The 22,748-nt window shown below is 47.5% G+C and carries 21 protein-coding genes and 1 riboswitch; of the genes, 16 read left to right on the top strand and 5 right to left on the bottom strand.

Annotated features, from left to right (window positions below):
• Positions 1–2 precede the first annotated feature (2 nt).
• Together P0Y67_RS12185 and P0Y67_RS12180 are read left to right on the top strand one after the other, a co-directional pair.
• Entirely contained in the window at positions 3–1,391 is a 1,389-nt protein-coding gene (locus P0Y67_RS12185; RefSeq protein WP_342392068.1) for an efflux transporter outer membrane subunit, read from the top strand.
• 110 nt (positions 1,392–1,501) lie between these two features.
• Positions 1,502–2,044 carry a GNAT family N-acetyltransferase gene (locus tag P0Y67_RS12180; RefSeq protein WP_342392067.1) on the top strand — a complete coding sequence of 181 codons (543 nt, stop codon included), beginning with the start codon at positions 1,502–1,504 and terminating at the stop codon, positions 2,042–2,044.
• Between the two features lie 173 nt (positions 2,045–2,217).
• Here P0Y67_RS12180 and P0Y67_RS12175 read toward each other — a convergent pair whose 3' ends face one another.
• The 3 genes from P0Y67_RS12175 to P0Y67_RS12165 all read right to left on the bottom strand — a co-directional run bounded on the left by P0Y67_RS12175 (position 2,218) and on the right by P0Y67_RS12165 (position 5,722).
• Positions 2,218–2,817, bottom strand: coding sequence for a GTP cyclohydrolase II (locus tag P0Y67_RS12175; protein WP_027252319.1), 600 nt, complete (start codon positions 2,815–2,817; stop codon positions 2,218–2,220).
• Between the two features lie 272 nt (positions 2,818–3,089).
• Entirely contained in the window at positions 3,090–4,385 is a 1,296-nt protein-coding gene (locus P0Y67_RS12170; RefSeq protein WP_342392066.1) for an alpha/beta fold hydrolase, read from the bottom strand.
• A 131-nt stretch (positions 4,386–4,516) separates the two neighbouring features.
• Positions 4,517–5,722: a patatin-like phospholipase family protein gene (locus P0Y67_RS12165; RefSeq protein WP_342392065.1), complete on the bottom strand. Its 1,206-nt coding sequence runs from the start codon at positions 5,720–5,722 to the stop codon at positions 4,517–4,519.
• A gap of 366 nt (positions 5,723–6,088) precedes the next feature.
• On the opposite strand from P0Y67_RS12165, the gene P0Y67_RS12160 reads away from it, so the two are divergent.
• The 5 genes from P0Y67_RS12160 (at position 6,089) to panP (ending at position 11,223) form a co-directional block, all read left to right on the top strand.
• Positions 6,089–6,715 carry a hypothetical protein gene (locus tag P0Y67_RS12160; RefSeq protein ID WP_342392064.1) on the top strand — a complete coding sequence of 209 codons (627 nt, stop codon included), beginning with the start codon at positions 6,089–6,091 and terminating at the stop codon, positions 6,713–6,715.
• 386 nt (positions 6,716–7,101) lie between these two features.
• A complete protein-coding gene (locus P0Y67_RS12155) occupies positions 7,102–8,583 on the top strand; it encodes a sodium-dependent transporter (RefSeq protein ID WP_342392063.1) in 1,482 nt (493 codons plus the stop codon).
• Positions 8,584–8,585: 2 nt separating this feature from the next.
• Entirely contained in the window at positions 8,586–8,684 is a 99-nt protein-coding gene (locus P0Y67_RS12150; RefSeq protein ID WP_120510723.1) for a MetS family NSS transporter small subunit, read from the top strand.
• A 239-nt stretch (positions 8,685–8,923) separates the two neighbouring features.
• Positions 8,924–9,436, top strand: coding sequence for a hypothetical protein (locus P0Y67_RS12145; protein WP_192016582.1), 513 nt, complete (start codon positions 8,924–8,926; stop codon positions 9,434–9,436).
• Positions 9,437–9,561: 125 nt separating this feature from the next.
• Positions 9,562–11,223: a pyridoxal-dependent aspartate 1-decarboxylase PanP gene (panP, locus tag P0Y67_RS12140; RefSeq protein WP_342392062.1), complete on the top strand. Its 1,662-nt coding sequence runs from the start codon at positions 9,562–9,564 to the stop codon at positions 11,221–11,223.
• Positions 11,224–11,279: 56 nt separating this feature from the next.
• Here the strand turns inward: panP and hutZ are convergent, their stop codons facing one another.
• A complete protein-coding gene (gene hutZ, locus P0Y67_RS12135; protein WP_342392061.1) occupies positions 11,280–11,825 on the bottom strand; it encodes a heme utilization protein HutZ in 546 nt (181 codons plus the stop codon).
• Positions 11,825–12,337, bottom strand: a complete 513-nt coding sequence (hutX, locus tag P0Y67_RS12130; protein ID WP_342392087.1) for a heme utilization cystosolic carrier protein HutX — start codon at positions 12,335–12,337, stop codon at positions 11,825–11,827. The genes hutZ and hutX overlap by 1 nt, the downstream gene beginning before the upstream one ends.
• 357 nt (positions 12,338–12,694) lie before the next feature.
• On the opposite strand from hutX, the gene P0Y67_RS12125 reads away from it, so the two are divergent.
• The 9 genes from P0Y67_RS12125 to P0Y67_RS12085 all read left to right on the top strand — a co-directional run bounded on the left by P0Y67_RS12125 (position 12,695) and on the right by P0Y67_RS12085 (position 22,691).
• Positions 12,695–13,531: a heme/hemin ABC transporter substrate-binding protein gene (locus P0Y67_RS12125; RefSeq protein ID WP_342392060.1), complete on the top strand. Its 837-nt coding sequence runs from the start codon at positions 12,695–12,697 to the stop codon at positions 13,529–13,531.
• 43 nt (positions 13,532–13,574) lie between these two features.
• The gene (locus tag P0Y67_RS12120; protein ID WP_446728833.1) at positions 13,575–14,621 is read left to right on the top strand and encodes a FecCD family ABC transporter permease; all 1,047 of its coding nucleotides are present in this window, start codon (positions 13,575–13,577) and stop codon (positions 14,619–14,621) included.
• Positions 14,618–15,439: a heme ABC transporter ATP-binding protein gene (locus P0Y67_RS12115; RefSeq protein WP_342392058.1), complete on the top strand. Its 822-nt coding sequence runs from the start codon at positions 14,618–14,620 to the stop codon at positions 15,437–15,439. The genes P0Y67_RS12120 and P0Y67_RS12115 overlap by 4 nt, the downstream gene beginning before the upstream one ends.
• Before the next feature lie 437 nt (positions 15,440–15,876).
• On the top strand, positions 15,877–16,881 hold the full coding sequence (locus P0Y67_RS12110; RefSeq protein WP_342392057.1) for a substrate-binding domain-containing protein: 1,005 nt from the start codon (positions 15,877–15,879) through the stop codon (positions 16,879–16,881).
• Between the two features lie 213 nt (positions 16,882–17,094).
• Positions 17,095–17,194: riboswitch (cyclic di-GMP riboswitch) on the top strand.
• Between the two features lie 131 nt (positions 17,195–17,325).
• Positions 17,326–17,940 carry a TfoX/Sxy family DNA transformation protein gene (locus P0Y67_RS12105; protein ID WP_120510715.1) on the top strand — a complete coding sequence of 205 codons (615 nt, stop codon included), beginning with the start codon at positions 17,326–17,328 and terminating at the stop codon, positions 17,938–17,940.
• 196 nt (positions 17,941–18,136) lie between these two features.
• Entirely contained in the window at positions 18,137–18,529 is a 393-nt protein-coding gene (locus P0Y67_RS12100) for a hypothetical protein (protein WP_342392056.1), read from the top strand.
• 90 nt (positions 18,530–18,619) lie between these two features.
• On the top strand, positions 18,620–19,219 hold the full coding sequence (locus P0Y67_RS12095) for a carboxymuconolactone decarboxylase family protein (RefSeq protein WP_342392055.1): 600 nt from the start codon (positions 18,620–18,622) through the stop codon (positions 19,217–19,219).
• Positions 19,220–19,278: 59 nt separating this feature from the next.
• Positions 19,279–21,501, top strand: coding sequence for an FAD-dependent oxidoreductase (locus P0Y67_RS12090; protein WP_446728832.1), 2,223 nt, complete (start codon positions 19,279–19,281; stop codon positions 21,499–21,501).
• Entirely contained in the window at positions 21,498–22,691 is a 1,194-nt protein-coding gene (locus P0Y67_RS12085; RefSeq protein ID WP_446728831.1) for an ABC transporter substrate-binding protein, read from the top strand. The genes P0Y67_RS12090 and P0Y67_RS12085 overlap by 4 nt, the downstream gene beginning before the upstream one ends.
• Positions 22,692–22,748 lie beyond the last annotated feature (57 nt).

The raw sequence follows: 22,748 nt of genomic DNA, 5'->3' as shown, positions 1-22,748 counted from the left end.
CTATGCATTATATTATTTTTATTATGGTTTTATTTTTATCAGCCTGTTCTCTGACTCCTGAAATGACAAAGCCAGCCGCGCCAGTACCGGAAGTATTTACTATAGATGGAAAAGCTGTACCTCCATCTTCAAAGCCAACCGCGGAAATGGCTTGGCGTGAAATGTTCATCGATAAACGCTTACAGGCGCTGATTGAGTTAGCGTTGATCAATAACAGGGATCTGCGTATTGCGACACTGAATGTAGAAGCTGTGAAAGCTCAATATGGAATAGAACGCGCTGCAAGATTGCCGAGTGTGGGCGCTTCTCTTGATACCACGAGACAACGCTCAGTTACCGGTGGCGATCCCAAGATATCTCAAATAGAAAAGCAGAGTAATTTAAATGTTGGAATTAGTGCATTCGAAATTGATTTGTTTGGTCGTGCACGTTCAATGTCAGAGGCAGCCTTTGCCCGTTATCTAGCGAGTGATTACGGGCGTCAAGCAGCACAAATTTCTTTGATTAGTTCAATTTGTGAAGCCTATTTTTCTGAACAACTCGCGTATGAGCAACTTAAATTGGCGGAAGATACGTTGGCGGATTGGAAAAAATCGCTAGAGTTAACAATTCAACTACGAATGGCGAGTCAAAACAGTGCTCTTGATGTCGCCCAAGCTGAGGGGCAAGTTGCGAGTGCAGAAGCGATTCAGATTGCAAATAAGCGAGCTTTAGAGCAGGCAAGGCACTCACTGCGTCAATTAGTTGGCTCAGACATACCGAATGATCTTCCAGAGCCAAATTTACTCTCTGATCAATCGGTGAATACGTCTTTACCGGCAGGGTTACCGTCAGACTTGTTGCTGCATCGACCTGATATCCTGCAAGCGGAGCAGAATTTGATTGCCGCTAACGAGGATATTGGGGCGGCTCGAGCTGCGTATTTTCCTCGCATTTCACTGACAACCTCGATCGGGTATGTAAGCCAAGATGTCAGGAATTTAGTAGGCTCCGGCTATGAGACTTGGTCAATCGCCCCGCAAGTTACACTGCCTATATTTCAAGGCGGGAGACTCGATGCAGAGTTAGAACTGGCTAAAGTTCGTAAATCGACTTCAATTGCAGAATATGAAAAAGCAATTCAAATTGCGTTTAAAGAAGTCGCAGACGGATTAGTCGGCAGTGAAACGTATCAGTTACAAACTACAGCGCAAGAAAGAGTCGTATCTGCAGCCGAGCGAAGAACTAAGCTATCTGATCTACGTTACAAGGCTGGCGTGGAGAGGCGTTTAGAACTGCTTGATTCGCAACGACAGCTTTATTTAGCTAAACAAACGTTACTTGAACTCAAGCAACAAAAACTAAATAACGCAGTATTTCTATATAAAGCGTTAGGTGGTGGGCTGATATAACATTGTCACTGATTCGATGCTTACATGTGACAGCCAGTTTTTGCTGTAGTACTAGAATAAAAAAAGACTCAAAAAATAATAAACATATTTTCAAAAGGTTAACTTAGGTTATGAATGAAAAATGTGTACGCTTTGTACCGGTAGGAAGAAAAGAACTTTCTAAATTTAAAACCAGGTTGCAGCAGACTTTCACCGATGCGTTAGTCGAGCAATTTGGTCCTTCCCATAGTGAGCCGATACCATCCGATGAAGATATATCGGAGTCTTTTAATGCGAAGGGTGCTGTAATAAATCATATATTCTTCGGACAAGAAAAAGTTGGTGGTATTGTGCTAAATATTAATACAGACACCCAATACAACAGTCTCGATCTGTTTTTTATTTACCCCGAAAGTCATAACAAAGGTCTAGGACTGGCAGCATGGAAAGCCATTGAAGCTGCGTACCCGAAAACGAAGGTCTGGACAACAGTCACGCCTTATTTTGAAAAAAGGAACATCAACTTTTATGTCAATAAGTGTGGTTTCCACATTGTTGAGTTCTTTAACAAATACCATCAAGAAAATGATGCTCAGACTGGTGATGTCGATATCGATGACGCAGGACTAAGTGAAGCGGATTTTTTCAAATTTGAGAAGATAATGAAGTTATAAAATATTTACTTGTCAAAATTAAAATTTTTGATATTTACAAGTTCGAGAGGACCGAACGTCTCCACGTTCAGTCCTCTTCGTTCCTGCCAAATACCCGTTTAGATATAACTTTTAATGCTTATCCGAACGGCATTAAGCGTTTCAGCTCACTTTTCCATTGGTATATACCGGTTTCAGTCAAAATGAAAACGGTGTTTACCACGGCTGGCTTTGGCACGAAGGTAATTTTCATTGCCCTCTTTCAAGTGTGCTTTTGTACCCACAACTTCTTCAATCGAAATGCCTAAAGCTTCCAGGTCCTGAATTTTTTTCGGGTTATTGGTGATCAACCTGATGCTTTCAACACCTAGTGCTTTGAGCATTTGTGCCGCTTCGGAAAAATCCCGAAGATCATCACCAAATCCCAAATGATTATTCGCTTCATAGGTATTCATACCCTGGCTCTGCAGCAAGTAGGCATCGATTTTGTTATACAAACCAATACCACGGCCTTCCTGGCGCAGATACAAGATAATGCCACCTTCTTCGGCCATCCGCTCTATGGTTTCATCTAACTGCTCACCACAGTCACAGCGTGACGAATGGAACACATCCCCGGTAAGGCATTCAGAGTGCATCCGGACCAAAGGGGGGATCTGTTGTTTATCTGCATCACGGAAAATAAGCGCAACATGCTCTTTTCCTGAAGCTAGGCCATCAAAAGAGAGAATATCGGCAGGGATATGGCTTTTCGTACCGACTTTAAAGGGGACTCTGGCCCTTACATTTACCATCTTGTTTTATTACCTCTCATACAACCACAGTCTGACGACAATTGATTGCTATGTTATCTACCGACACAGTTCATTAGACCGCTGACTTCAATGCGCTGTTGGTATGCATGTGGCGCTGATGATATCTAAAATTATGACACTAAAACAGTCATCACCGTTGACTTATGCTCCAACGCCACCCATGAGAAGTGTTATAACATAACAATTAAGGCATGAGCAATAATGACTGTTGTCAGAGATAAAGGGCTCTGTATACCTCAGAGCCCCCTGCTCTACCCCTTAAACTGATCGTGAATCTCCTGACTAAAGCGAAGTAAGGTATCAAGGATACGCTCACCATCGGCCCGCAGCCCGTTGTGCTCGAACTCATTCGTCATCCAGGCTTTACTGTTTGGGATACCGGCCAGGGTGGCACGGCTGTAATCGAATTCCACGTACATGTCTTCGACATAAACCGCGGCAGCCAGCGGGACCTTGTTAGCGGCCAACTGGCTGGCATCATATAACGCTGGCCAATCTGCTTTTTCTGCCAGAATCGTTGCCGCTTCACGCAATGGTTTCAGGGTATCCAGTTGCTCAAACATCCACGGATAAACCATTTCACCGGTAAAACAAAAATCTTTGCCGGTCTGATAATGACATTGAGGATACTCGTCGCGCACCCGATGCGCAGACCAGCGGGACGCCTGGTGCTGACAATAAATCGACTCGTGCAAAATCGCATAAATTGGATTGGTCTGGTAGGACTGCTCCGCCAGCATGGCGTTCAGGAAGCTATAGCTGAGCTCCGGCTGCCCGTTTACCTCAACAAATGCACTCTCCAGCTGATAATAGAGCGCCAGATCCCCGCCACTTCTGCCAAGATTAATGCCAATCAGCTGAAACTGCTCAACAGTAAATCGTTGCCCGTTCGGCAGCAAAACATCATGGGTCAATAAATGATCTGCAATGCGGTTACACAGTGCCTGAGCGGAAGGAAAACGCTTAAAGAAAGCCATATTCTTATCCAGCACCCGGCGATAGGTTGCCCGGTACACCTCATCAGCATGGCCAGCGATTGGCGGAATTCCACCCGTCACACAAGCACTGACCAGGCTGTCCGGGTAAAAAGAAAGATAATGCAGAGCACAAAACCCGCCAAAGCTTTGCCCAAGCAGTGACCATAGTTTGATCCCCAATGCTTCCCGAATGGCTTCTGCGTCGCGCACTATATTATCTGCCCGAAAATGGCTCAGGTAATCGGCTTGCTGCTGCGCCGTTAACCCTGCCAGAGTCTGCGCATGGACCGGCTCACTCTGTCCGGTGCCTCGCTGATCAAGCAGCAGGACTCTGTAATCTTTTAATGCCCGCTTCAGCCAGCCACTTTCGGCCTCCGGCCTCGGTGATGGAAAACCCGGCCCACCCTGCAGATAAACCAACCAGGGTAAATCGCTGTTTTCCTGACCTCTTGCCACTACTTCACGGGCAAACACACGAATCTTTTGACCTTCAGGACTTTGATAGTTCAGAGGCAATTGAAAAACGTGAGACTGACAGAACATGTCCCCAATATAAAAACCTGATTGCATCATTTTCTCCATGTACCAACGGAGAACTCTCCGTCTTTACCTGATGTCATGCGCCAAAAGATGGCTACTGTCACCGGTTATGGCCATTACGCCACTGGTACGTCATTGTATATCCGGTACTGAAAATCAGGTTACTGCCTGACTGTCGTTTTGTTGTTCAGCATATCAGCAAAATACGCCAAAAATTCACGGCCGATTTCCTTGCCTTGCACGTAATCAAGATTCAAATCCTGCTGGCTGCTCAACAGAGCCTTACTGTGCAGGGCTTTTTGCGGCGCAATCTGGATCACTTTTAATTCCTCAGGTGGATGAATAAGGAATTCATTATCATCTTTGTAGGTTTGATAATAACGATTGAGCATATCAAACACTTCGGAGCGCTTACCGGTTAAGGACAGAAAACGCTCAACATTCAAGCCACTGAGCCATTTACGGTAGCCATTCACCGCTTTTTTCTCTTCTTCGAGTTCTTTATTCATTTCATCGGCCGCGATCATGCCTTGTGTTTCTTTATCCAGCCACAAACGCTTCCAATTGTCGAAACGGTCGGTCAGTTCATGACGCACCGCTTTCACGCGATCGAGAGATTCATTCAGGCTGAATCGCTCAATATATTCCGGCAGGGCAACTTCAATGCGCTCTCTCCAGTCATCCAGCACCCCAGGTGTTTGCTGTATCATCTGCAGAGGTTCGGTACGTACCACTATGACCAGTTCAGCCCCTCGCTTCCAGGCTTCCTTCACAGGCACAGCCGCACTGACGCCGCCATCGACCCATTCAAGTTCATTGAGACTAACGGGCAAATTATAAAGCAGTGGAATGGCACAGGACGCGCGCAATACATCACGCCAGTTATCTTCGTACATAGGCAGGTAGATATCCTGTAAGGTATCTTTGCGCGTGGCACAGGCAAGTGCCTGGCGATACGTCAGTACCCGGCGGGCCGTCGAGACATCTAAAGGCGTCTTGCCATTGAGCCCAATCTGATCAAAGGCCCAGTCCAGATTCATCGGCTTTTGCTGACTCAGATAATGGTAGAGATTAAAAAACTCTTGTTGGGTTGTCAGATTGACGATGAAATCATGGCCAAACTTGGGCTGGCGACTGATGAAAGAGGAAAGATTCAGCGCGCCGGCAGATGTACCGATGTAGAGTTCGAACGGGTCAAACCCGGCCTCCAGAAAGGCATCAAAAACACCGGCAGTAAAAATACCGCGCTGCCCGCCCCCTTGAACCACCAGTGCAATTTTTTGCTTTTTTGATTCCGACAATTTTGCAGAAAATGTGTCGACAAGACTGTCATCAAGATCCCCGAGACTAAAAGGCAAGTGATTCATACACCTAACTCACTCTGTTAAAAAACAAAAAACCTTCCCCTCATTTCATTGTAAAGCGGATGCTCAACAACAGGAGAAAAATAATAACAGGGTGATATATAACGATTAATGCGTTATTGCCGTCAACCCAAATCCGAAAAGGACTATCATAATGATAACGGCAACGGTTAACGCCATTTTAAATTCAGGGGTTAAATGATTCATATACGCTCCATATTTACTATCACTGTGAGTGCAGGCTGCCAGCACCATTCACTGGTACTAACACTAGCAGATTGTAGGGCTGAGCGTGCACCTTGACCATACAAAAGGCATGGTTTTAGGGCGACTATCACAAATATTCGATACTGGCGCAAGGAAGGAAAAATGGCATTAAATAACAATCACTTATTCATAATGTGCATCGTCTCTACTCTGGCAATCACAGCTGAAACGCAAGCGAGTTCACAAAAACCAATCTATGTGACGCCGTATTGGGGTTACTCCTTCCCGGATAGTATTGAGTCTGAAGGCGGGATAACAATATCCCCGGATAACGCGGATCTTTTCGGTGTCACCATTGAAGGTAATTACGGAAAACAATCATTATTCAATGGCCGGATTGGATTTACTGCACAGCACATGAAAATGCAAACCAAAGGCTTTGATGACGACGGCAGTGCAACGTTTTTTCATTTTCAAAGCAGCAGCCATTATCGCGTAGCGCCTATGCTTACCAGCTTTATCGGCTTAAGTCTGGGCGGAACACTCATGGATGCCAGCTGGTCAAAACAGAATATTTTATTGTCAGGCGGCGCCTTTTTTGGTTCTGACTTTTTCATCAATAACAACGCCAGAATTCGGTTAGAAGCCAGATGGTTATCCAGCCGCGTTGACGGAAGCACCACGGCTAACTGTCAGCAAGCAACCGGTACACAAGCCTGTGACGTAAATATTGATAGTGACTGGTTGAGTGTGTATCAAACCAATCTTGGTGTCAGCTTTGTGTTCTGAAAGAAAATAGTAAACTACTTACTTAGTACAATTAGTCTTCATAATGTTGCAAAAGTCTAATTTTTGACTATTTATTAGTCATCGGCGCTAAAAAATTAAAATAAAACAATTCACTCAATAATCACAACATCACGGTGTGATCGTCTAAACATTTCATTAACAACTTGTTATTTCCACAGTAGGGAGGAATAAGTCAATAGTAATGCCTATTTATAACCAATAGTCCAAAAGTTACTGTCTATTGCGCTGGTAAGTATCAGTGGTTAATCTCGTTTTAACTGCGTGGGGTTTCAAACCAAATTCCACGATACAGGAAGTAAATACTTAGAATAAAAAACTTAATAGATACTGTTTCATAGAGAAAAACAGTACACAAGGAGATACTTATGAAACGCGAACAATGGGGAACCCGTGCCGGATTTATCCTGGCAGCTGTGGGTTCTGCTATAGGATTAGGGAATATCTGGCGTTTCCCCTATATGGCTTACGAAAACGGCGGCGGCGCATTTTTTATTCCATACCTTTTCGCCATGATAACGGCCGGTATTCCATTTATGATTATGGAATTCAGCCTGGGACACAAACTGCGTGGTGCGGCGCCAAGAGCCTTCTCCAAGCTGGGTGTGAAACTGGAATGGCTGGGCTGGTTCCAGGTATTCATTGCCTCTGTCATTGCCGTTTATTACGTCGCCGTTATCGGTTGGGCGATTTCTTACATGGGTTTTGCGTTCACACAAAGCTGGGGAAGCGATACTAATGCTTTCTTCTTCAGTGAATATCTGAAACTCGGTGATAACTCGCCAAGTAATCTGGGTGGACTGCAATTACACATCGCCATTCCGATGGTCATTGCCTGGGGTATCACATTCGCGGCTATTTTCACCGGCGTTAAAGGCGGTATTGAGCGCGCGAGCAAGATCATGATGCCTTTGCTGTTCCTGATGGTGCTGGCGCTAATTGCCCGTGTTATTTTCCTGGATGGCGCACTGGACGGTCTGAACTACCTGTTCCAGCCTGATTTCAGCAAAATTCTGGATGCAAAAGTGTGGTCTGCTGCCTATGGGCAAATCTTCTTCACCCTGAGTGTTGGTTTTGCCATTATGATTGCTTACTCCAGCTACCTGCCTGAGAAATCCGACATCAGCAACAATGCCTTTATGACGGTATTGATCAACTGTGGCTTCTCTATGGTAGCGGGTATTCTGATTTTCTCTGTGCTTGGCTATATGGCTCAGGAACAGGCTAAACCGCTCACTGAAGTCGTTTCTGCCGGTGTGGGTCTGGCTTTCGTCACCATCCCTGCGGCAATCAATCTGTTACCGGCTCCGTATATTCTTGGCCCGGTGTTCTTCCTGGCTCTGGTTGTTGCTGGTTTGAGCTCGCACATTTCTATCATTGAAGCTGTGACGTCAGCGATAATGGATAAGCTGAAATGGTCGCGTAAAAAAGCCGCTTCCGTGGTTTGCGGTGTGGGCTTTATCGTCTCGATGGCATTTGCAACCAATGGCGGTCTGCTGCTGTTGGATCTGGTTGATTACTTCATCAACAACGTTGCTCTGCTGGCAAGCTGCCTGATTGAATTGCTGGTTATTGGCTGGTTGCTGAAAGTTTCTGACATTCGCAGCTATGTGAACAGCATTTCTGAGTTCTCTATCGGTAAATGGTTTGAAATTTGTATCCGCTTTATCAGCCCAATTATGCTGGCAATCATCCTGGGTACCAACCTGACCAATACCTTTAATAACGGCTACGGTGGTTACGAAACGTCTGATTTGCTAATGCTGGGTTGGGGCCTGGTAGCAGCGATGTTTGTGATTGCAGTGATTATCAATGTTGCATCTAAACCACTAGATAAGAAAGAGGTATAAGTATGACTGCTGGTGCTATCATCATGATGCTATTCGGCCTGGGTATTACCTGGGGAGGCGCAGCTTACTGCATCTCTGTAGCAATGAAAAACAAGGGGTAACCCTTTACTAACAAGAGGCCTGCGGGCCTCTTGTTGTATTCCCCTCAGACATATTACAGTCGATTCACACCCAAAAGTGCGCCTTGATTCATATTCATCGCATGATGTGAACGAATGATACCAAGATCTCTTTCCTTTCAGACGCTTCTACCGCTACAATTTGCCAAAATACTCCGAAAGCTTGAACACCATGATGACATGGCGTTAATAGCTTCTATCAAACAGTTCAAGGAAAGACCATGAAGTTTCCAGCTCTTGTTCTCTCGTTCGCCCTGCTACCTACTACTGCTTTCGCTTCCACACAAACTTGCGAAAGCAATAAATACCATCAGTACATTGATGCTTCTCTTGAGTGGTACCAGAACCTGGTCCAGCTGACTGTGCAAAAAGATCCCGATTTACAGGAAGTCGGCGACTGGTTCATGGAAGGAAGAACCCACCATTTTGAATTGAAACGTGAAGCCGTTGACTGGTACCTGGCAAACGATAAAAGCCATTTAGACCTGTCACAATCTGTCGAATCCTGGCTTAAACTGACTCAGCAAGACATTAAAACACTATCTGCCCAGCAAGGTAGCCTCGGCGATTACGCGAAGAAAGTCTTTGAGGATCGTCAAAGCACGCCACACCCGAAAAATTATGAGCTTCGCAGCGCTTTTGCCGACCTGTTAACCCACCCGGATGACATTGATAAGCCACTCAAAGAATACAACCGACAAATGAGCGCTATTGCTGCCACTCAGTGCGAATAACGCTCAACCGACTGGCACCGGACGTGACACGTTCGGTGCATTCTGATAAAAATTTCAAGACAATTATCCTCATTTCCAGTAAATTAGCCGGATTTGCCGACGTTAACTAAAAGTAACAACTCATTATGGCAGTGGAAAACAGACAAGCTGAAGCATCTCTTGATACCCTGCACCGTATCTTTACCGTGCCGGAAGCCCCCGACTCCACGCTTGGTCGGATCGAGAAAGAGATCTCCGAAAACCTCAACGCCTTTTTACAGACTCACATTGCCGCCCAGGAAAAGCCGCTGACTGAAATTGAAAAAGATTTCTCTTGTGCTTCTGTGCCAGAGCAACCCAGTTTTGTCTCTGAACATACCCATTTCTTACTGGAAAAATTGGTTGCTCAGTCTGTTCACACATCCGCACCCACTTTCATTGGTCATATGACATCGGCTCTGCCCTACTTTTTGATGCCGCTGTCAAAGATCATGATTGGCCTCAACCAGAACCTGGTGAAAATCGAGACCTCAAAGGCCTTCACGCCACTTGAACGGCAGGTACTGGGGATTCTCCACAATCTGATCTACGGTGAAAGAGATGCGTTTTATCAACGCTGGATGCACAGTGCTGAACATTCTTTAGGCGCATTTTGTTCGGGCGGAACAATAGCGAATATCACCGCACTATGGGTTGCCCGTAACAACCTGCTAAAGCCAGAAGGTGATTTTAAAGGGGTCGCGCAGGAAGGTCTTTTTCGGGCGATGAAACATTACGGCTATGATGATCTGGCTGTACTGGTGTCGGAACGCGGGCATTATTCGCTGAAAAAAGCCGCCGATGTGCTCGGTATTGGCAGAGACTGCCTGATTGCGATCAAAACCGATGAAAATAATAAGATCTGTACCGAAGATCTGCAGAGCACTATCGAAAATCTCAAAGCCAGAAATATCAAACCCTTCGCGATTGTTGGCGTTGCCGGAACCACAGAAACAGGCAACATCGATCCGCTGGATGAGTTAGCCGATATCGCTCTCGCACACAATTGCCATTTCCATGTTGATGCGGCCTGGGGCGGCGCGACCTTGATGTCCAATAAGTACCGTCCGTTACTCAAAGGCATCGAGCGAGCAGATTCAGTAACCATTGATGCCCATAAGCAGCTGTATATCCCTATGGGTGCGGGTATGGTGATTTTTAAAAATCCCGCCTCTATGGCTGCAATTGAACATCATGCAGAGTACATACTCCGTAAAGGCTCCAAAGACCTTGGCAGCCATACGCTTGAAGGATCCAGAAATGGTATGGCGATGCTGGTGTTTGCCAGCCTGAATATTATCAGCCGCCAGGGATATGAATTACTGATCAATAACAGTATCGAGAAAGCCCGGTACTTTGCAGAGCTGATCAAATCCGACCCCGAGTTTGAACTGATTTCAGCACCAGAGCTGTGTCTGCTGACTTATCGTTACGTGCCTGAAGATACACAAAAGGCACTGGCTATTGCTAACGATGAAGACAAACAGGCTATTCACGAAGCATTGAACGATCTGACTCAGTACATCCAGAAACGTCAGCGTGAATCGGGTAAGTCCTTTGTCTCGCGGACACGTTTGATGCCAGAACAATGGGATCGCCGGATCACTACAGTCTTTCGTGTGGTGCTGGCTAATCCTCTGACAACACCAGACATTCTGAGTGACGTGCTCAAAGAACAGAAGCAGCTGGCATTAACCAGCCAGCAAAGCTTGCCTAAGATTAACGCGATAACGGCGCGCATTCTTTCTCAGGCCAATCTCAGCAATTAAATACGCACCACAAAAAAACGGACAGTAAACTGTCCGTTTTTTTGTATAAATGGTTATCAGGCTGACTTCACATCATCGCTATCGTCAATGCGTTTATGCCCTTCCGTCAGGTGGACAAAATCGATCAGATCATCACCAGTCACTTGAAATGCCTGGCCGAAACCTTTAACAAACAGGCCGTGAGTCGGCTCAAGACGGAATAGTTTGAAATCCTCCAGGCCACTCAGCCCGTCAACAATCTCACCGAAACGCGCTTTTAACGCTGCAACACCCAATTGCCAGCGCTCAGTGTCACGCTCTACCAGTACAACATTGGCTTCAAATGTTAAACGGGTACGCGCATAAATCGTTTTAGAGGTGGCTTCATCTTCGATCATCATCAGAGATACCTGCGGATTTTCCAGCAGATTTCGGGCATGTCGGGCAATTTTCGAAATGAGCACATAGTATCCGTCATCCAACAAAGCAAATGGCGCATAGCTCACGTTCGGCTTGCCTTCTGAGTCTACTGTTGCCAATTGCAGTGTCTGACAAGCATCTCTGAACGCCTGAATTTGTGGTTCCAGACGGTTTTGCAGACGTTCTTGTTTCACTTCGCTCATTACACTTTTTCTCCAACAAAAGCCTGTTTCAACGAATTAAATTTCTCAACTTGCTCAGGGATAAGCTGGCGCTTTTCATCCCTGCCGAGGTAAATTTTAAAAATACACTCACCATTGTCTGCCAGAAAACCAATGAAATAACTTTCATTTCCTTGCACCGGTTTACTGACTAAAACCACATCCGACACGCGATCAAGCTTCAGGTGACCATGCATTTCACCCGCTTTGCCCATCAGATTGTAGTATCCACGCGCTTCTTTGCCTTTCGGGAAGGGCGCCTTTACTTCAAAGATTGACCCCATAGAGTGAACAATAGTTGTCATCATTCCCCACTCCGGCAGCGCCTCTAAAATAGCCTGAGCATGCTTCCCTGCAATATGGGTAACAAGTTCATCCGGTAAGGCCAGGATGATTTCGCCCTCAGTCACACCCAGCTGTTCCGCTATCAGCACTGCGTGCAAATTAGGGTTTTCTTCCAGCATCGCACCAACTTGTGTTTTCAGCGCTGCCAAACTGAATTTCTCAAACACTCACGCTCTCCTTCATCGTGCTGCTTCTATGGAGTCTGTCCTCACCGCCTGTCAGTCTCATCGGCATACAGCACAACATCACACAAAAACTAATGATAATTAATTGTATTTGTAAAAATGATAAGGTGCTCTATGTCCTTTTGCAAATGATAATTGATATTGTTTACCATTCATGGATAATGACGCGACTAATAATAATTATCACTTGTGATAACAATATCATTTGCATGATGCTGATTTTCATCTATATTTCACTTGAGATATTTTGTCAGACTGACATAACCAATTGATATTGCTTTGATTTATCAAGTCTATCTGCAATCGCATTGAGGGATTTTCATGAAACGCGCCGTACTGTCTGTTGCTCTTTTCTTCGCTGCCACATCTGCATGGGCAGAAGAACGAATAATCAGTGCAGGTTCCGGCATTACCGAACTCATAGTGGCAATGGGCGCAGAGAGTCAGCTGGTTGGTGTCGATATCACCAGTAAAGCTTATATCGGTAATGACATTCCAACCCTTGGCTATCACAGACAGCTTGCTGCGGAAAGCATCATCGCTTTGACGCCGGACCGGGTCGTGGGTTCTAAAGAAATGGGACCTGAGACTACCCTCTCGCTGCTTCGCCAGGCAGGTATCTCAGTCGACATCCTCAATTCGGGCGATACTATTGATGATCTGCTCAAACGTGTCGAGCAAGTAGGTCAGCTCACAGGTAAACCGGAACAGGCAACACAGATAAACAGCCAGATTCAACAGCAAGTAAAGCGAATTGAATCGCGTCTGGCAGACAAACACACACCTAAACGTATTCTCTTTCTGACCATTCACGCCGGACGGGCACCTATGGTTGGAGGACGCCACACCACGGCTGATACGGTTATCAGACTCGCAGGCGGCATAAATCCAGCGGCTACCGCCATTGAATCTTACAAACCCTTATCTGCGGAAGCTATGGTGGAGATGCAGCCTGATATCATCCTGCTAAGTACTCATGCCAGCCAGTCGATAGGCGGACTCAAAGGTCTGATAAAAAGCTTACCCTTACTGGCAGCGACACCAGCCGGTCAGAACAATGCGTTATATACCATTGACGGTACTGCCCTGATTGGCGGCTTGAACCTGAAGAGTCTGGAAGAAGCCGAGCGATTGAATCAGGCTCTGTATGGCCAGTAAAACCATGTCTAACCCAACCGTGCCTAACTCAAGGATGCCAGGCATCCGTCTGTTGTCATTACTGCGATTGCCAACGTCAGCTATCGTGCCCGCGACATGCCTGTTACTGGCCGTTGCGGCAAGCTGCTCGATCATTGTCGGACCTATGGCTATCTCGTTCTCCGACATCTGGCAGGTTATTCTGCCGGGGCAACATAAGGTGGCTCCCCATATTGAGTTGATTATTCAGCAAGTGCGTTTACCACGCACGCTGCTGTGTATTGCCATAGGCGCTGTGCTGGCGCTTTGTGGCGCGGTCATGCAGGGACTGTTCCGAAACCCGCTGGCAGATCCCGGCATTATAGGCGTGGCAGGCGGAGCAAGTTTAGGCGCCGCATTCGCCATAGTGTTGTTCGGTTCACTGGCAGCGTCATTTCCGCTGCTGCTGACACTTGGAACCGTACCGGTTTTTGCCTTTGTGGGTGGCGCCATCACCACCTGGATTGTGTACTTTCTCGGCACAGATAAAACCGGCACTTCCGTCACAGTGATGCTGCTTGCCGGCGTGGCGATTGGCGCTTTATCCGGTGCAGCGCTCGGGCTGTTAAATTTTTATGCCGATGATCAGGCACTGCGTGATCTCTCACTGTGGACTATGGGCTCTTTGGCGGGGGCGACCTGGCCAGGTATTACTCTGTCTTTTGTTACCCTTGCAGCCCTGTTCTGGCTGTTCACTCGCCAGGCAAATGCATTAAATGCCCTCTTGCTGGGTGAATCTGAGGCTCAGCATTTAGGTGTCAATGTACAGGCACTGAAACGTTTACTGGTTCTATTGTGTGCAGCCGGCGTTGGTGTGGCCGTCTCGCTATCCGGTGTGATCGGCTTCATTGGATTGATCGTACCGCACCTTGGCCGCATGTTAACTGGCCCCAACCATAAAACACTGCTGCCCCTTTCCGCACTGCTGGGCGCACTCATCCTGTTGATTGCCGACATGCTAGCCCGCGTTGTCGCCGCGCCCGCCGAACTGCCGGTGGGTATCATCACAGCCCTTCTGGGTGCGCCATTTTTTATCGTCCTGCTTACAAAACAGCGAGGTCGTTTGCAATGATCCACCACATAGTACGTCAGCCCAAAAAACAAGCTGGCAGAAACCGGCCAGTGGCAATATCAGCGGAGCAACTGTCGCTGACTCTGGGCGGTAAAGTGTTGCTCGACAACCTGAGCATCAGTTTTCGCAGTGGTGAGCTGACCGCTTTACTCGGACCCAATGGCGCCGGCAAGAGTACTTTGCTGAAAGTGTTATCGGGGGAAATGCATGCCAAAGGCAATGTCTACATCTTTGGTGAGCATCGTAGTAACTGGAATGCCAACCGACTGGCGCATCATATGGGAGTGCTCCCCCAGCACAGTACGCTGTCTTTTGGCTTTACCGCTCAGGAAGTTGCGCAATTGGGCACTATGCCCTTAAAACTCAGCCTTAATGACAGCCAGCACATAACACGTCAAAAAATGGCCGATGTGGGTATCTGTCATCTCAGCCAGCGGCTTTATCCTTCGCTGTCCGGCGGGGAGAAACAACGTGTCCACTTTGCCAGAGTCCTGGCGCAACTCAGCGCTGCCGGAGATCAATGTATATTGATGCTGGATGAACCCACCTCTGCTTTAGATCTTGCCCATCAGCAAACCTGCTTAAGCCTGGCGAAAAAGATGGCAGACAATGGCGCTGCGGTCATTCTTGTTATTCACGACCTGAACCTCGCCGCCGAGTATGCCGATCGTTTGATCTTGCTCAACCACGGTAAAATACAAGCAGATGGCGATGCCTGGCACACATTAACAGCAGAGAATATCCAATCCGTGTATGGTGCCCCTGTCATCATAGAAAGTCACCCGCGCGGGCATTTCCCTATCGTCCTGTCAGCATAACGCCACAAACCATGAAGGCACATCAGGCTGTGCCTTCTGCTGACTTGACACCACTAAAATGGTGTACAATTGTTGCATCCTATTATTGACCTCTATCAAGAATCATTCCACTCAACAAGAGAAACGTTGCACTGTGCGTGAGTCTCAGTAAAATGTGATCGCAAGCGATTAACCGATGAAACGAAGCGTAATGGCAGTCAAACTTTTATCCGGTTTACGCTCCCTTGGGCGATAGCCTTCGGGTTCTCTTTTACAGTGCGTTGTGGGTATCTTTTCAAGTCATTGTCAGATAACACAACTACGATAAAACGTGATTTACGACCGGGCCTGAGTCATTCATTTCTCGCCGCTTTCTTATGCATAAAGCGGCTTTTTAGCGTCTGGCCAACATTAAGACTCAAAAAGGCCCAATGGGCCTGATGACTAGAAGAACAACTATGGCAACCATTAAAGATGTTGCACGTATGGCTGGTGTATCGACAACCACAGTTTCACACGTGATCAACAAGACCCGCTTCGTAGCGGAGGCAACACAGAAGAAAGTCCTGACTGCAGTTGAAGAGCTGAATTATGCGCCAAGTGCTGTTGCACGCAGCCTGAAATGCAACACAACCAGCACAATCGGCATGTTGGTGACCAAATCGACCAACCCATTTTTTGCCGAGTTGGTGCATGGCGTCGAGGAGTACTGCTATACAGCAGGATACACGCTGATCCTTTGCAACACTGAAGGTAATCTCGGCAAACAAAAAGATTATCTGCGCATGCTGTCTGAAAAACGCGTCGATGGGCTACTGGTCATGTGTTCTGATCTGGATGACCAGTTGCTGGAACAATTGGAGCGACAGCCTGATCTGCCAATGGTGATCATGGACTGGGGTCCGGCCCGCCCCAAAACCGACAATATACAAGATAACGCTGAGCTGGGCGGCTACCTGGCAACCCGTCATTTTATTGACAATGGACACACTAAAATCGGCTGCTTGTCTGGCCAGAAAGATAAATCCACCTGCCGTGAAAGGCTGAAAGGTTTTAATAAAGCAATGCGCGAAGCGGGTCTGACTGTCAACGAAGACTGGATTCTTGAAGGTGATTTCGAATGTGAATCTGCCGTTGTTGCAGCCAATGAATTTATTGCCATGAAAGATCGCCCAACAGCCATTTTTTGTTTCAATGACATTATGGCCATGGCATTAATCAGCACGTTTGAGCAAGCCGGTGTGAAAGTGCCCGAAGATGTTTCCATTATCGGTTATGACAATATAGATCTGGCCCCTTACTTTTCTCCACCTCTGACCACTATCCACCAGCCCAAGCGGCGTCTGGGCAAAACGGCAGTGGGAATCCTGATGGAGCGAGTCAAAAGCAAAAGCCATGATTTCCAGACATTTGAAATAAATCCGGAATTAGTTGTCCGCCATTCCGTAAAACGAATCACGTAAAAAATAAACGATTTTCCTCCATGTTATGTGGCTTACAGCCGATATTAATTTGACTATCGGCTATTTGCATATGGAATATTACTACGCCATGGGGGAATTAATGAGACAAACCATCGCATTCTGTAAAATTTATACGATTTTTATTGCGATTAACCTCACAATTTTTTTGTGCGATCCATATCAAATTCGTCTTATTGATATATGATTAAACAGTCACGAACAAGGCAAACCATTTGAAAGAATGGGACGCAAAGCTTCCGGCCTAAAAGTAATTACTTGATTAGTTTTTGCTCATGGTAGCGGGGTTGCCGATGGATGAAGTGAAGATTATAGGCTGTTTTTGTCATTAATATGACAAAGCATTCATAATCTTGTGCATAATTGAATCCTCGCTCCTTTGTTAAGTGACTTCTTTTGTTGAAAATAATTGCCGAGAAAAGAAGCATGGACAAACCATTACTGAAAGATTCAATTCGTTTATTTGAGAAATTTGGTCAAATAAAATCTCGCTCTATGTTTGGCGGGTTTGGCATTTTCGCAGGTGAAACGATGTTCGCTCTAGTTGTTAACAACAAGCTGCATCTGCGCGCTAATGCGAGAAATGAAGAAGCCTTCAAACAAGCAGACCTCAAACCGTACGTCTACCAGAAGCGCGGTTTTCCTGTCGTTACGAAGCACTATGCCATTCCGGATAGCTGGTGGGAAACCCCTGATGTCATCCTGGAACATGCAGAACGTTCACTGAATGCTGCTCAGGCAGATAAAGAGAAAAAACTGCAGGCGAGCCCTAATCGCATTAAAGATCTGCCCAACCTGCGTCTGGCTAATGAGCGTATGCTCAAAAAAGCCGGCATCAGTTCTGTTGATCAGCTCTTCGAAGTCGGTGCTATTGGTGCTTTCCAGGCGTTACAGGAATCTCATCACGAGTCATTGAGTCTGGATCTGCTCTGGGCATTGGAAGGTGCAGTCAGTGGCAAACACTGGTCTGTTATTACCCCACAACGCCGAAATGAGCTGTTGTCAAAGCTGGAAACATCAGCTTTAAGTGCTCATCATTAAGGTTTCCCCTGTCAGTGCTTCATTAACCGTAATGAACACTGACGGTTTATAACCTGCTTTCCAGCCCTGGCGCTCCGTCAGGGCTGTGTAAAATGAAGACTCAACTCACAAACACAAGTTACAAGGTTATCAGTTAACTTCCCTTCAGCTCCGTCACCTTTAGAATGTATGTTTTGCCACCACCCATGGAGGTTTCATGCGTTCGTCATCGCCGTTTCCGGGTCAGACTGACAACATATTCAGAGACAAATTCTGTAAATGGCCAAGGCTGATGCGTTACCTGGTCTTCATCAGTTTGTTACCTCCGGCCTTTTTTGTCGCACTTGTGCACGCTGACGCAGTTAACGTTGACGAGGTGCTGATCCCCAGCATTATTGCTTCTGCACTCAATATTTTGCTGTTTTTCTGGGGCATCATATTGAAAGTCAAAGCACGTAAACACTGGTACCGAAATTACCATATCGGCAAAACCATGTTGATTGCACTTTTACCTGTAATCGCAAGCAGTTACATATTGCTGGAACAGCATGAAACTAAAACAGCAGCAAACCACTTAGCCCCTCGCAGTGTTCAACTTTCAGTCAATTAACAACAAGAACACACAAATTTGACTGTTTTCTGAAATTTGTCCGGGTATCCGCGGTCGGTATTTTAAATCGCATTATCCGGAGACCTTCAGGTGCGCATCACCCCAAAACAGCATTATTCAATCTGGATCCGTCCACTGCTCTGGCTGCAGACACGGCACTTTGGCAAGCCCCTGAACCCGGCTTTGCTTTGGGGGCGCCGCCCCTTGCTCTTTTATCTGGTTGCCAGTTTTTTTGGCTATCTCGACCGAAAACGCTCCCCTGTCTCTGATGTGATACGCTCATTGGTTTGTGTACGTGTTTCGCAGTTAAATGACTGCGCATTCTGCATTGATGCCAACGGTATGCGACTGGCGCAGCGTTGCCAGTCTGTAGAAAAAATACAATCTCTGTCTGACTGGCAGCACAGCCCGCTGTTCGATGCACAAGAAAAAGCCGTTCTTGCCTATACAGAAGCCATGACAGTGACAGGCAAGAAAGTCACGCCAGCCATGATTGCTGATCTTAAACAGTGGTATGACGACGATGCCCTCGTTGAGTTAACTGCATTGGTCAGCTTTCAAAACCTGTCAGCGAAATTTAATACTGCGTTAGATGTCCCTTCTCAGGCGTTTTGCACTATTCCTTTAACAAAGGATCACAAACACACTGAGCAAAAAGATAAGCCGTCGAATGGCAATACAAGCCAATAGCAACGTCAACGGATAGCAACACAAACCAACAGCAACGCAGATAATCAATGATGAACAATATGAAAAAACCTTTATTGCTGCTATTCATCGTCAGCGCCATAGCGGCCTGGTTCGCTTTCGATCTTGGCGATTATTTCACTCTGGAACAGGCTAAGGTTTACCAGCACTCGTTACAGGCAAGCATTACCGCAAATCCTCTGCTCTCCAGCGGACTCTTTTTCCTCATTTATGTTGTTATGACGGCTTTGTCCTTCCCGGGGGCTGCCATAATGACATTGCTTGGCGCTGCACTGTTCGGTTTCTGGTGGAGCCTGCTTATCGTCTCTTTCGCCAGCTCCATCGGGGCAACACTGGCCTTTCTGGCAAGCCGGTTTTTATTGCGGGACTGGGTGCAGCGCAAATTTGGCCTGCGTCTGGCCGCGATTAATCGTGGTATAGAAAAAGACGGTCCCTTTTATCTCTTTACGCTGCGTTTAATTCCCATCGTTCCCTTCTTTCTGGTCAACCTGCTGATGGGCCTGACACCTATGCGTCCGCGTCAGTTTTACTGGGTCAGCCAGTTAGGCATGCTACCGGGTACGGTTGTCTACCTGAATGCCGGGACACAGCTGGGTGAGATTCAGTCGCTGTCCGGACTGATTGCTTTGCCTGTTCTGCTGTCTCTGGTTTTGCTGGGTATTTTTCCCTTTATCGCCAAAGCCGTCATGGCCTTCGTCCAACAACGGCGAGTCTATCAAGGCTGGCAGAAGCCTGAGCGTTTTGATCAGAACATGGTGGTGATCGGCGCCGGTGCCGGCGGGCTGGTCAGCGCCTATATTGCCGCAGCCGTCAAAGCCAAAGTCACTCTGATTGAAAAACACCAGATGGGCGGTGACTGTCTGAATACCGGCTGCGTGCCGTCTAAGGCATTAATCCGGGCCGCGCATACGCTGCATACCATTACCCGGGCGCCGGAGTTCGGCATTCACAGCCAGCCAGCTCAGGTTGATTTCCCCGCTGTCATGCAACGTATACACCGTGTTATCAAAGGGATCGAGCCGCACGATTCCGTAGAACGCTACACTGAGCTTGGGGTGAACTGCATTCGGGGCGAAGCGCGTATCCTTTCCCCCTGGGAAGTGGAAGTCAACGGCAAACGCATCACGACACGCAACATAGTTATAGCGACCGGTGCCCGTCCTGTTGTGCCGCCTATTGATGGCATTGAAAAAGTGCACTATCTGACCTCAGACACCTTGTGGTCCATCACAGAGCAACCCCAAAAACTGCTGGTATTGGGTGGCGGCCCGATTGGTTGCGAGCTGGCACAGAGTTTTCAACGCCTGGGCAGTCAGGTCACCCAAGTTGAAATGACGGATCAATTATTGGTCCGGGAAGATACCGATGTGGCAAAACAGGTTCAGGACAGCCTGATGAAAGACGGCGTAGACATTAAACTGCAACACAAAGCGGTAAAGTTTGGCGCTTCGACGTCAGATTCCGGCGCTCCCCTTCAGTATGTCATTCTTGAGGACAATCACGGGCAGCAGCATCAGGTTGAATTTGATGCGGTCATTCTGGCGTTAGGCCGTGCTGCCAATGTCACAGGTTTTGGCCTGGAAGAACTTGGCATCACACTGAACGATCGCAAAACCCTAGACGTTAACGAATACCTGCAAACCCGCTATCCCAATATATTCGCCGTCGGAGATGTTGCCGGTCCGTTCCAGTTGACGCATGCCGCCGCGCACCAGGCTTGGTATGCGGCTGTAAACGGTCTTTTCGGACAGTTTAAGTCGTTCAAAGCAGATTACCGTGTTCTGCCAGCCGTGACTTACACCGCCCCCGAAGTCGCACGTGTCGGCATTAATGAAAAAGAAGCGCGTGCTCAGGGCATAGACGCGGAAGTCACTCAATATGCATTGAATGATTTAGATCGCGCAATTGCTGACGGTGAAGACTATGGTTTTATTAAGGTATTGACGCCAAAAGGGAAAGATACCATCCTCGGAGCCACCATTGTGGGCAGCCAGGCCGGTGAGCTTCTCGCGGAATTTACCCTGGCAATGAAACACGGGCTTGGATTGAACAAAATTCTGGGTACGGTTCACCCTTACCCCACTATGAGTGAAGCCAATAAATACACCGCGGGCGTATGGAAAAATGCCAATAAGCCGGAACGGGTTTTGGCATTGCTGGAGAAATTTCATCGCTGGCGCCGGGGTGGCGACAACGGCCCTCAACAAAAATCACAGAGCGACAATCTGAAAGCTCATCTGCAGGAAAGTAAGGATCAGCAATGAAAATGACATGGATAGCACTTGGGTTGGCAATCGCAGCGACTATGCCTGCTCTGGCAAATGAAGCACAGACGGAAACCTCGCCCATCGCAGAGATGAGCTGGGAAGCAATTGAACAGCAGGCGCGCGGACAGACTGTTTTCTTCAATGCCTGGGGAGGCAGCCAGCCCATCAACAGCTATTTAAGATGGGTTGCCCGCGAAGTAAAGAGCCGCTATGACATTACACTCAACCATGTCAAAGTGGCCGACATTGCTGAAACCTCTCAGCGACTGTTAGCGGAAAAAGCGGCCGGCAAACAAACCGGCGGTAGCGTCGATATGGTTTGGATCAATGGCGAAAACTTCCGCACCATGAAAGCCAATCACTTGTTGGATGGCCCGTTTGTCGCCCAGTTACCCAACTGGGAGCTGGTCGATAAACAACTGCCCGTCTATGAGGATTTTACCGAAAGCACAGAAGGTCTCGAAGCCCCCTGGGGGGTAGGACAACTGGTCTTCATTCATGACAGCCAGACCTTAAACAACCCACCCAATAGTTTTGCTGAACTGTTGAGTTTGGCCGTTGCCTTTCCGGGCAAAGTGACCTACCCGCAGCCGCCTGCATTTCATGGCACCAGTTTTTTAAAAGCCGCACTGATTGAGCTGACCAACGCAACGCCGGCGCTCTATGAGCCCATTGATCTGACAACGGATGAAAAGAAATTCGCTCGCCTCACAGCGCCGCTCTGGAAATACCTCGATCAGCTCCATGCCGTTGCCTGGCAGCAGGGAAAACGCTTTCCGGCCAGCTCAACGGAAATGATGCAACTGTTGGACGACAGGCAGCTTCTGGTTGCCATCACCTTTAATCCGAATGAAGCCAAAGCGGCGATTGAACGCGGCGATCTGCCTGAATCAGCCAAGGCATTTGCCTTTGAGCAAGGCGCCCTCTCCAACATTCATTTTCTGGCCATTCCCTGGAATGCCAGCGCGAAAGCTGGAGCACGGGTTGTGATTAACTTTCTCATGAGCCCTGAAGCGCAACAGCGAAAAGCGAATATTCAGATCTGGGGTGATCCTGCCGTACTGACACCTGAGGCTATGGGTGCCGACCAAGCACAAGGTTTTGAACTGTATCGCGCTATCCCTGAGCCACACCCCAGCTGGCAAACTGCGCTGGAGGCCGCCTGGCAGCAAAAATATGGACACTGAGCGTTTCCTGACACCCTGTAAATTTACCCCTGACACCCACTAGGCGAACGTTGCAAT

Source organism: Photobacterium sp. SP02 (assembly GCF_038519165.1).
Lineage (GTDB): Bacteria > Pseudomonadota > Gammaproteobacteria > Enterobacterales > Vibrionaceae > Photobacterium > Photobacterium halotolerans.
The sequence above is the reverse complement of the archived record's forward strand: the minus strand, read 5'-3'. Positions and strand labels throughout refer to the sequence as shown.

What these genes read in the sequence shown, in the direction of transcription:
- P0Y67_RS12185 (WP_342392068.1), top strand. Translation starts at nt 3, where the DNA reads ATGCATTATATTATTTTTATTATGGTTTTATTTTTATCAGCCTGTTCT.
- P0Y67_RS12180 (WP_342392067.1), top strand. Translation starts at nt 1,502, where the DNA reads ATGAATGAAAAATGTGTACGCTTTGTACCGGTAGGAAGAAAAGAACTT.
- P0Y67_RS12175 (WP_027252319.1), bottom strand. Translation starts at nt 2,817, where the DNA reads ATGGTAAATGTAAGGGCCAGAGTCCCCTTTAAAGTCGGTACGAAAAGC.
- P0Y67_RS12170 (WP_342392066.1), bottom strand. Translation starts at nt 4,385, where the DNA reads ATGCAATCAGGTTTTTATATTGGGGACATGTTCTGTCAGTCTCACGTT.
- P0Y67_RS12165 (WP_342392065.1), bottom strand. Translation starts at nt 5,722, where the DNA reads ATGAATCACTTGCCTTTTAGTCTCGGGGATCTTGATGACAGTCTTGTC.
- P0Y67_RS12160 (WP_342392064.1), top strand. Translation starts at nt 6,089, where the DNA reads ATGGCATTAAATAACAATCACTTATTCATAATGTGCATCGTCTCTACT.
- P0Y67_RS12155 (WP_342392063.1), top strand. Translation starts at nt 7,102, where the DNA reads ATGAAACGCGAACAATGGGGAACCCGTGCCGGATTTATCCTGGCAGCT.
- P0Y67_RS12150 (WP_120510723.1), top strand. Translation starts at nt 8,586, where the DNA reads ATGACTGCTGGTGCTATCATCATGATGCTATTCGGCCTGGGTATTACC.
- P0Y67_RS12145 (WP_192016582.1), top strand. Translation starts at nt 8,924, where the DNA reads ATGAAGTTTCCAGCTCTTGTTCTCTCGTTCGCCCTGCTACCTACTACT.
- panP (WP_342392062.1), top strand. Translation starts at nt 9,562, where the DNA reads ATGGCAGTGGAAAACAGACAAGCTGAAGCATCTCTTGATACCCTGCAC.
- hutZ (WP_342392061.1), bottom strand. Translation starts at nt 11,825, where the DNA reads ATGAGCGAAGTGAAACAAGAACGTCTGCAAAACCGTCTGGAACCACAA.
- P0Y67_RS12125 (WP_342392060.1), top strand. Translation starts at nt 12,695, where the DNA reads ATGAAACGCGCCGTACTGTCTGTTGCTCTTTTCTTCGCTGCCACATCT.
- P0Y67_RS12115 (WP_342392058.1), top strand. Translation starts at nt 14,618, where the DNA reads ATGATCCACCACATAGTACGTCAGCCCAAAAAACAAGCTGGCAGAAAC.
- P0Y67_RS12110 (WP_342392057.1), top strand. Translation starts at nt 15,877, where the DNA reads ATGGCAACCATTAAAGATGTTGCACGTATGGCTGGTGTATCGACAACC.
- P0Y67_RS12105 (WP_120510715.1), top strand. Translation starts at nt 17,326, where the DNA reads ATGGACAAACCATTACTGAAAGATTCAATTCGTTTATTTGAGAAATTT.
- P0Y67_RS12100 (WP_342392056.1), top strand. Translation starts at nt 18,137, where the DNA reads ATGCGTTCGTCATCGCCGTTTCCGGGTCAGACTGACAACATATTCAGA.
- P0Y67_RS12090 (WP_446728832.1), top strand. Translation starts at nt 19,279, where the DNA reads ATGAAAAAACCTTTATTGCTGCTATTCATCGTCAGCGCCATAGCGGCC.
- P0Y67_RS12085 (WP_446728831.1), top strand. Translation starts at nt 21,498, where the DNA reads ATGAAAATGACATGGATAGCACTTGGGTTGGCAATCGCAGCGACTATG.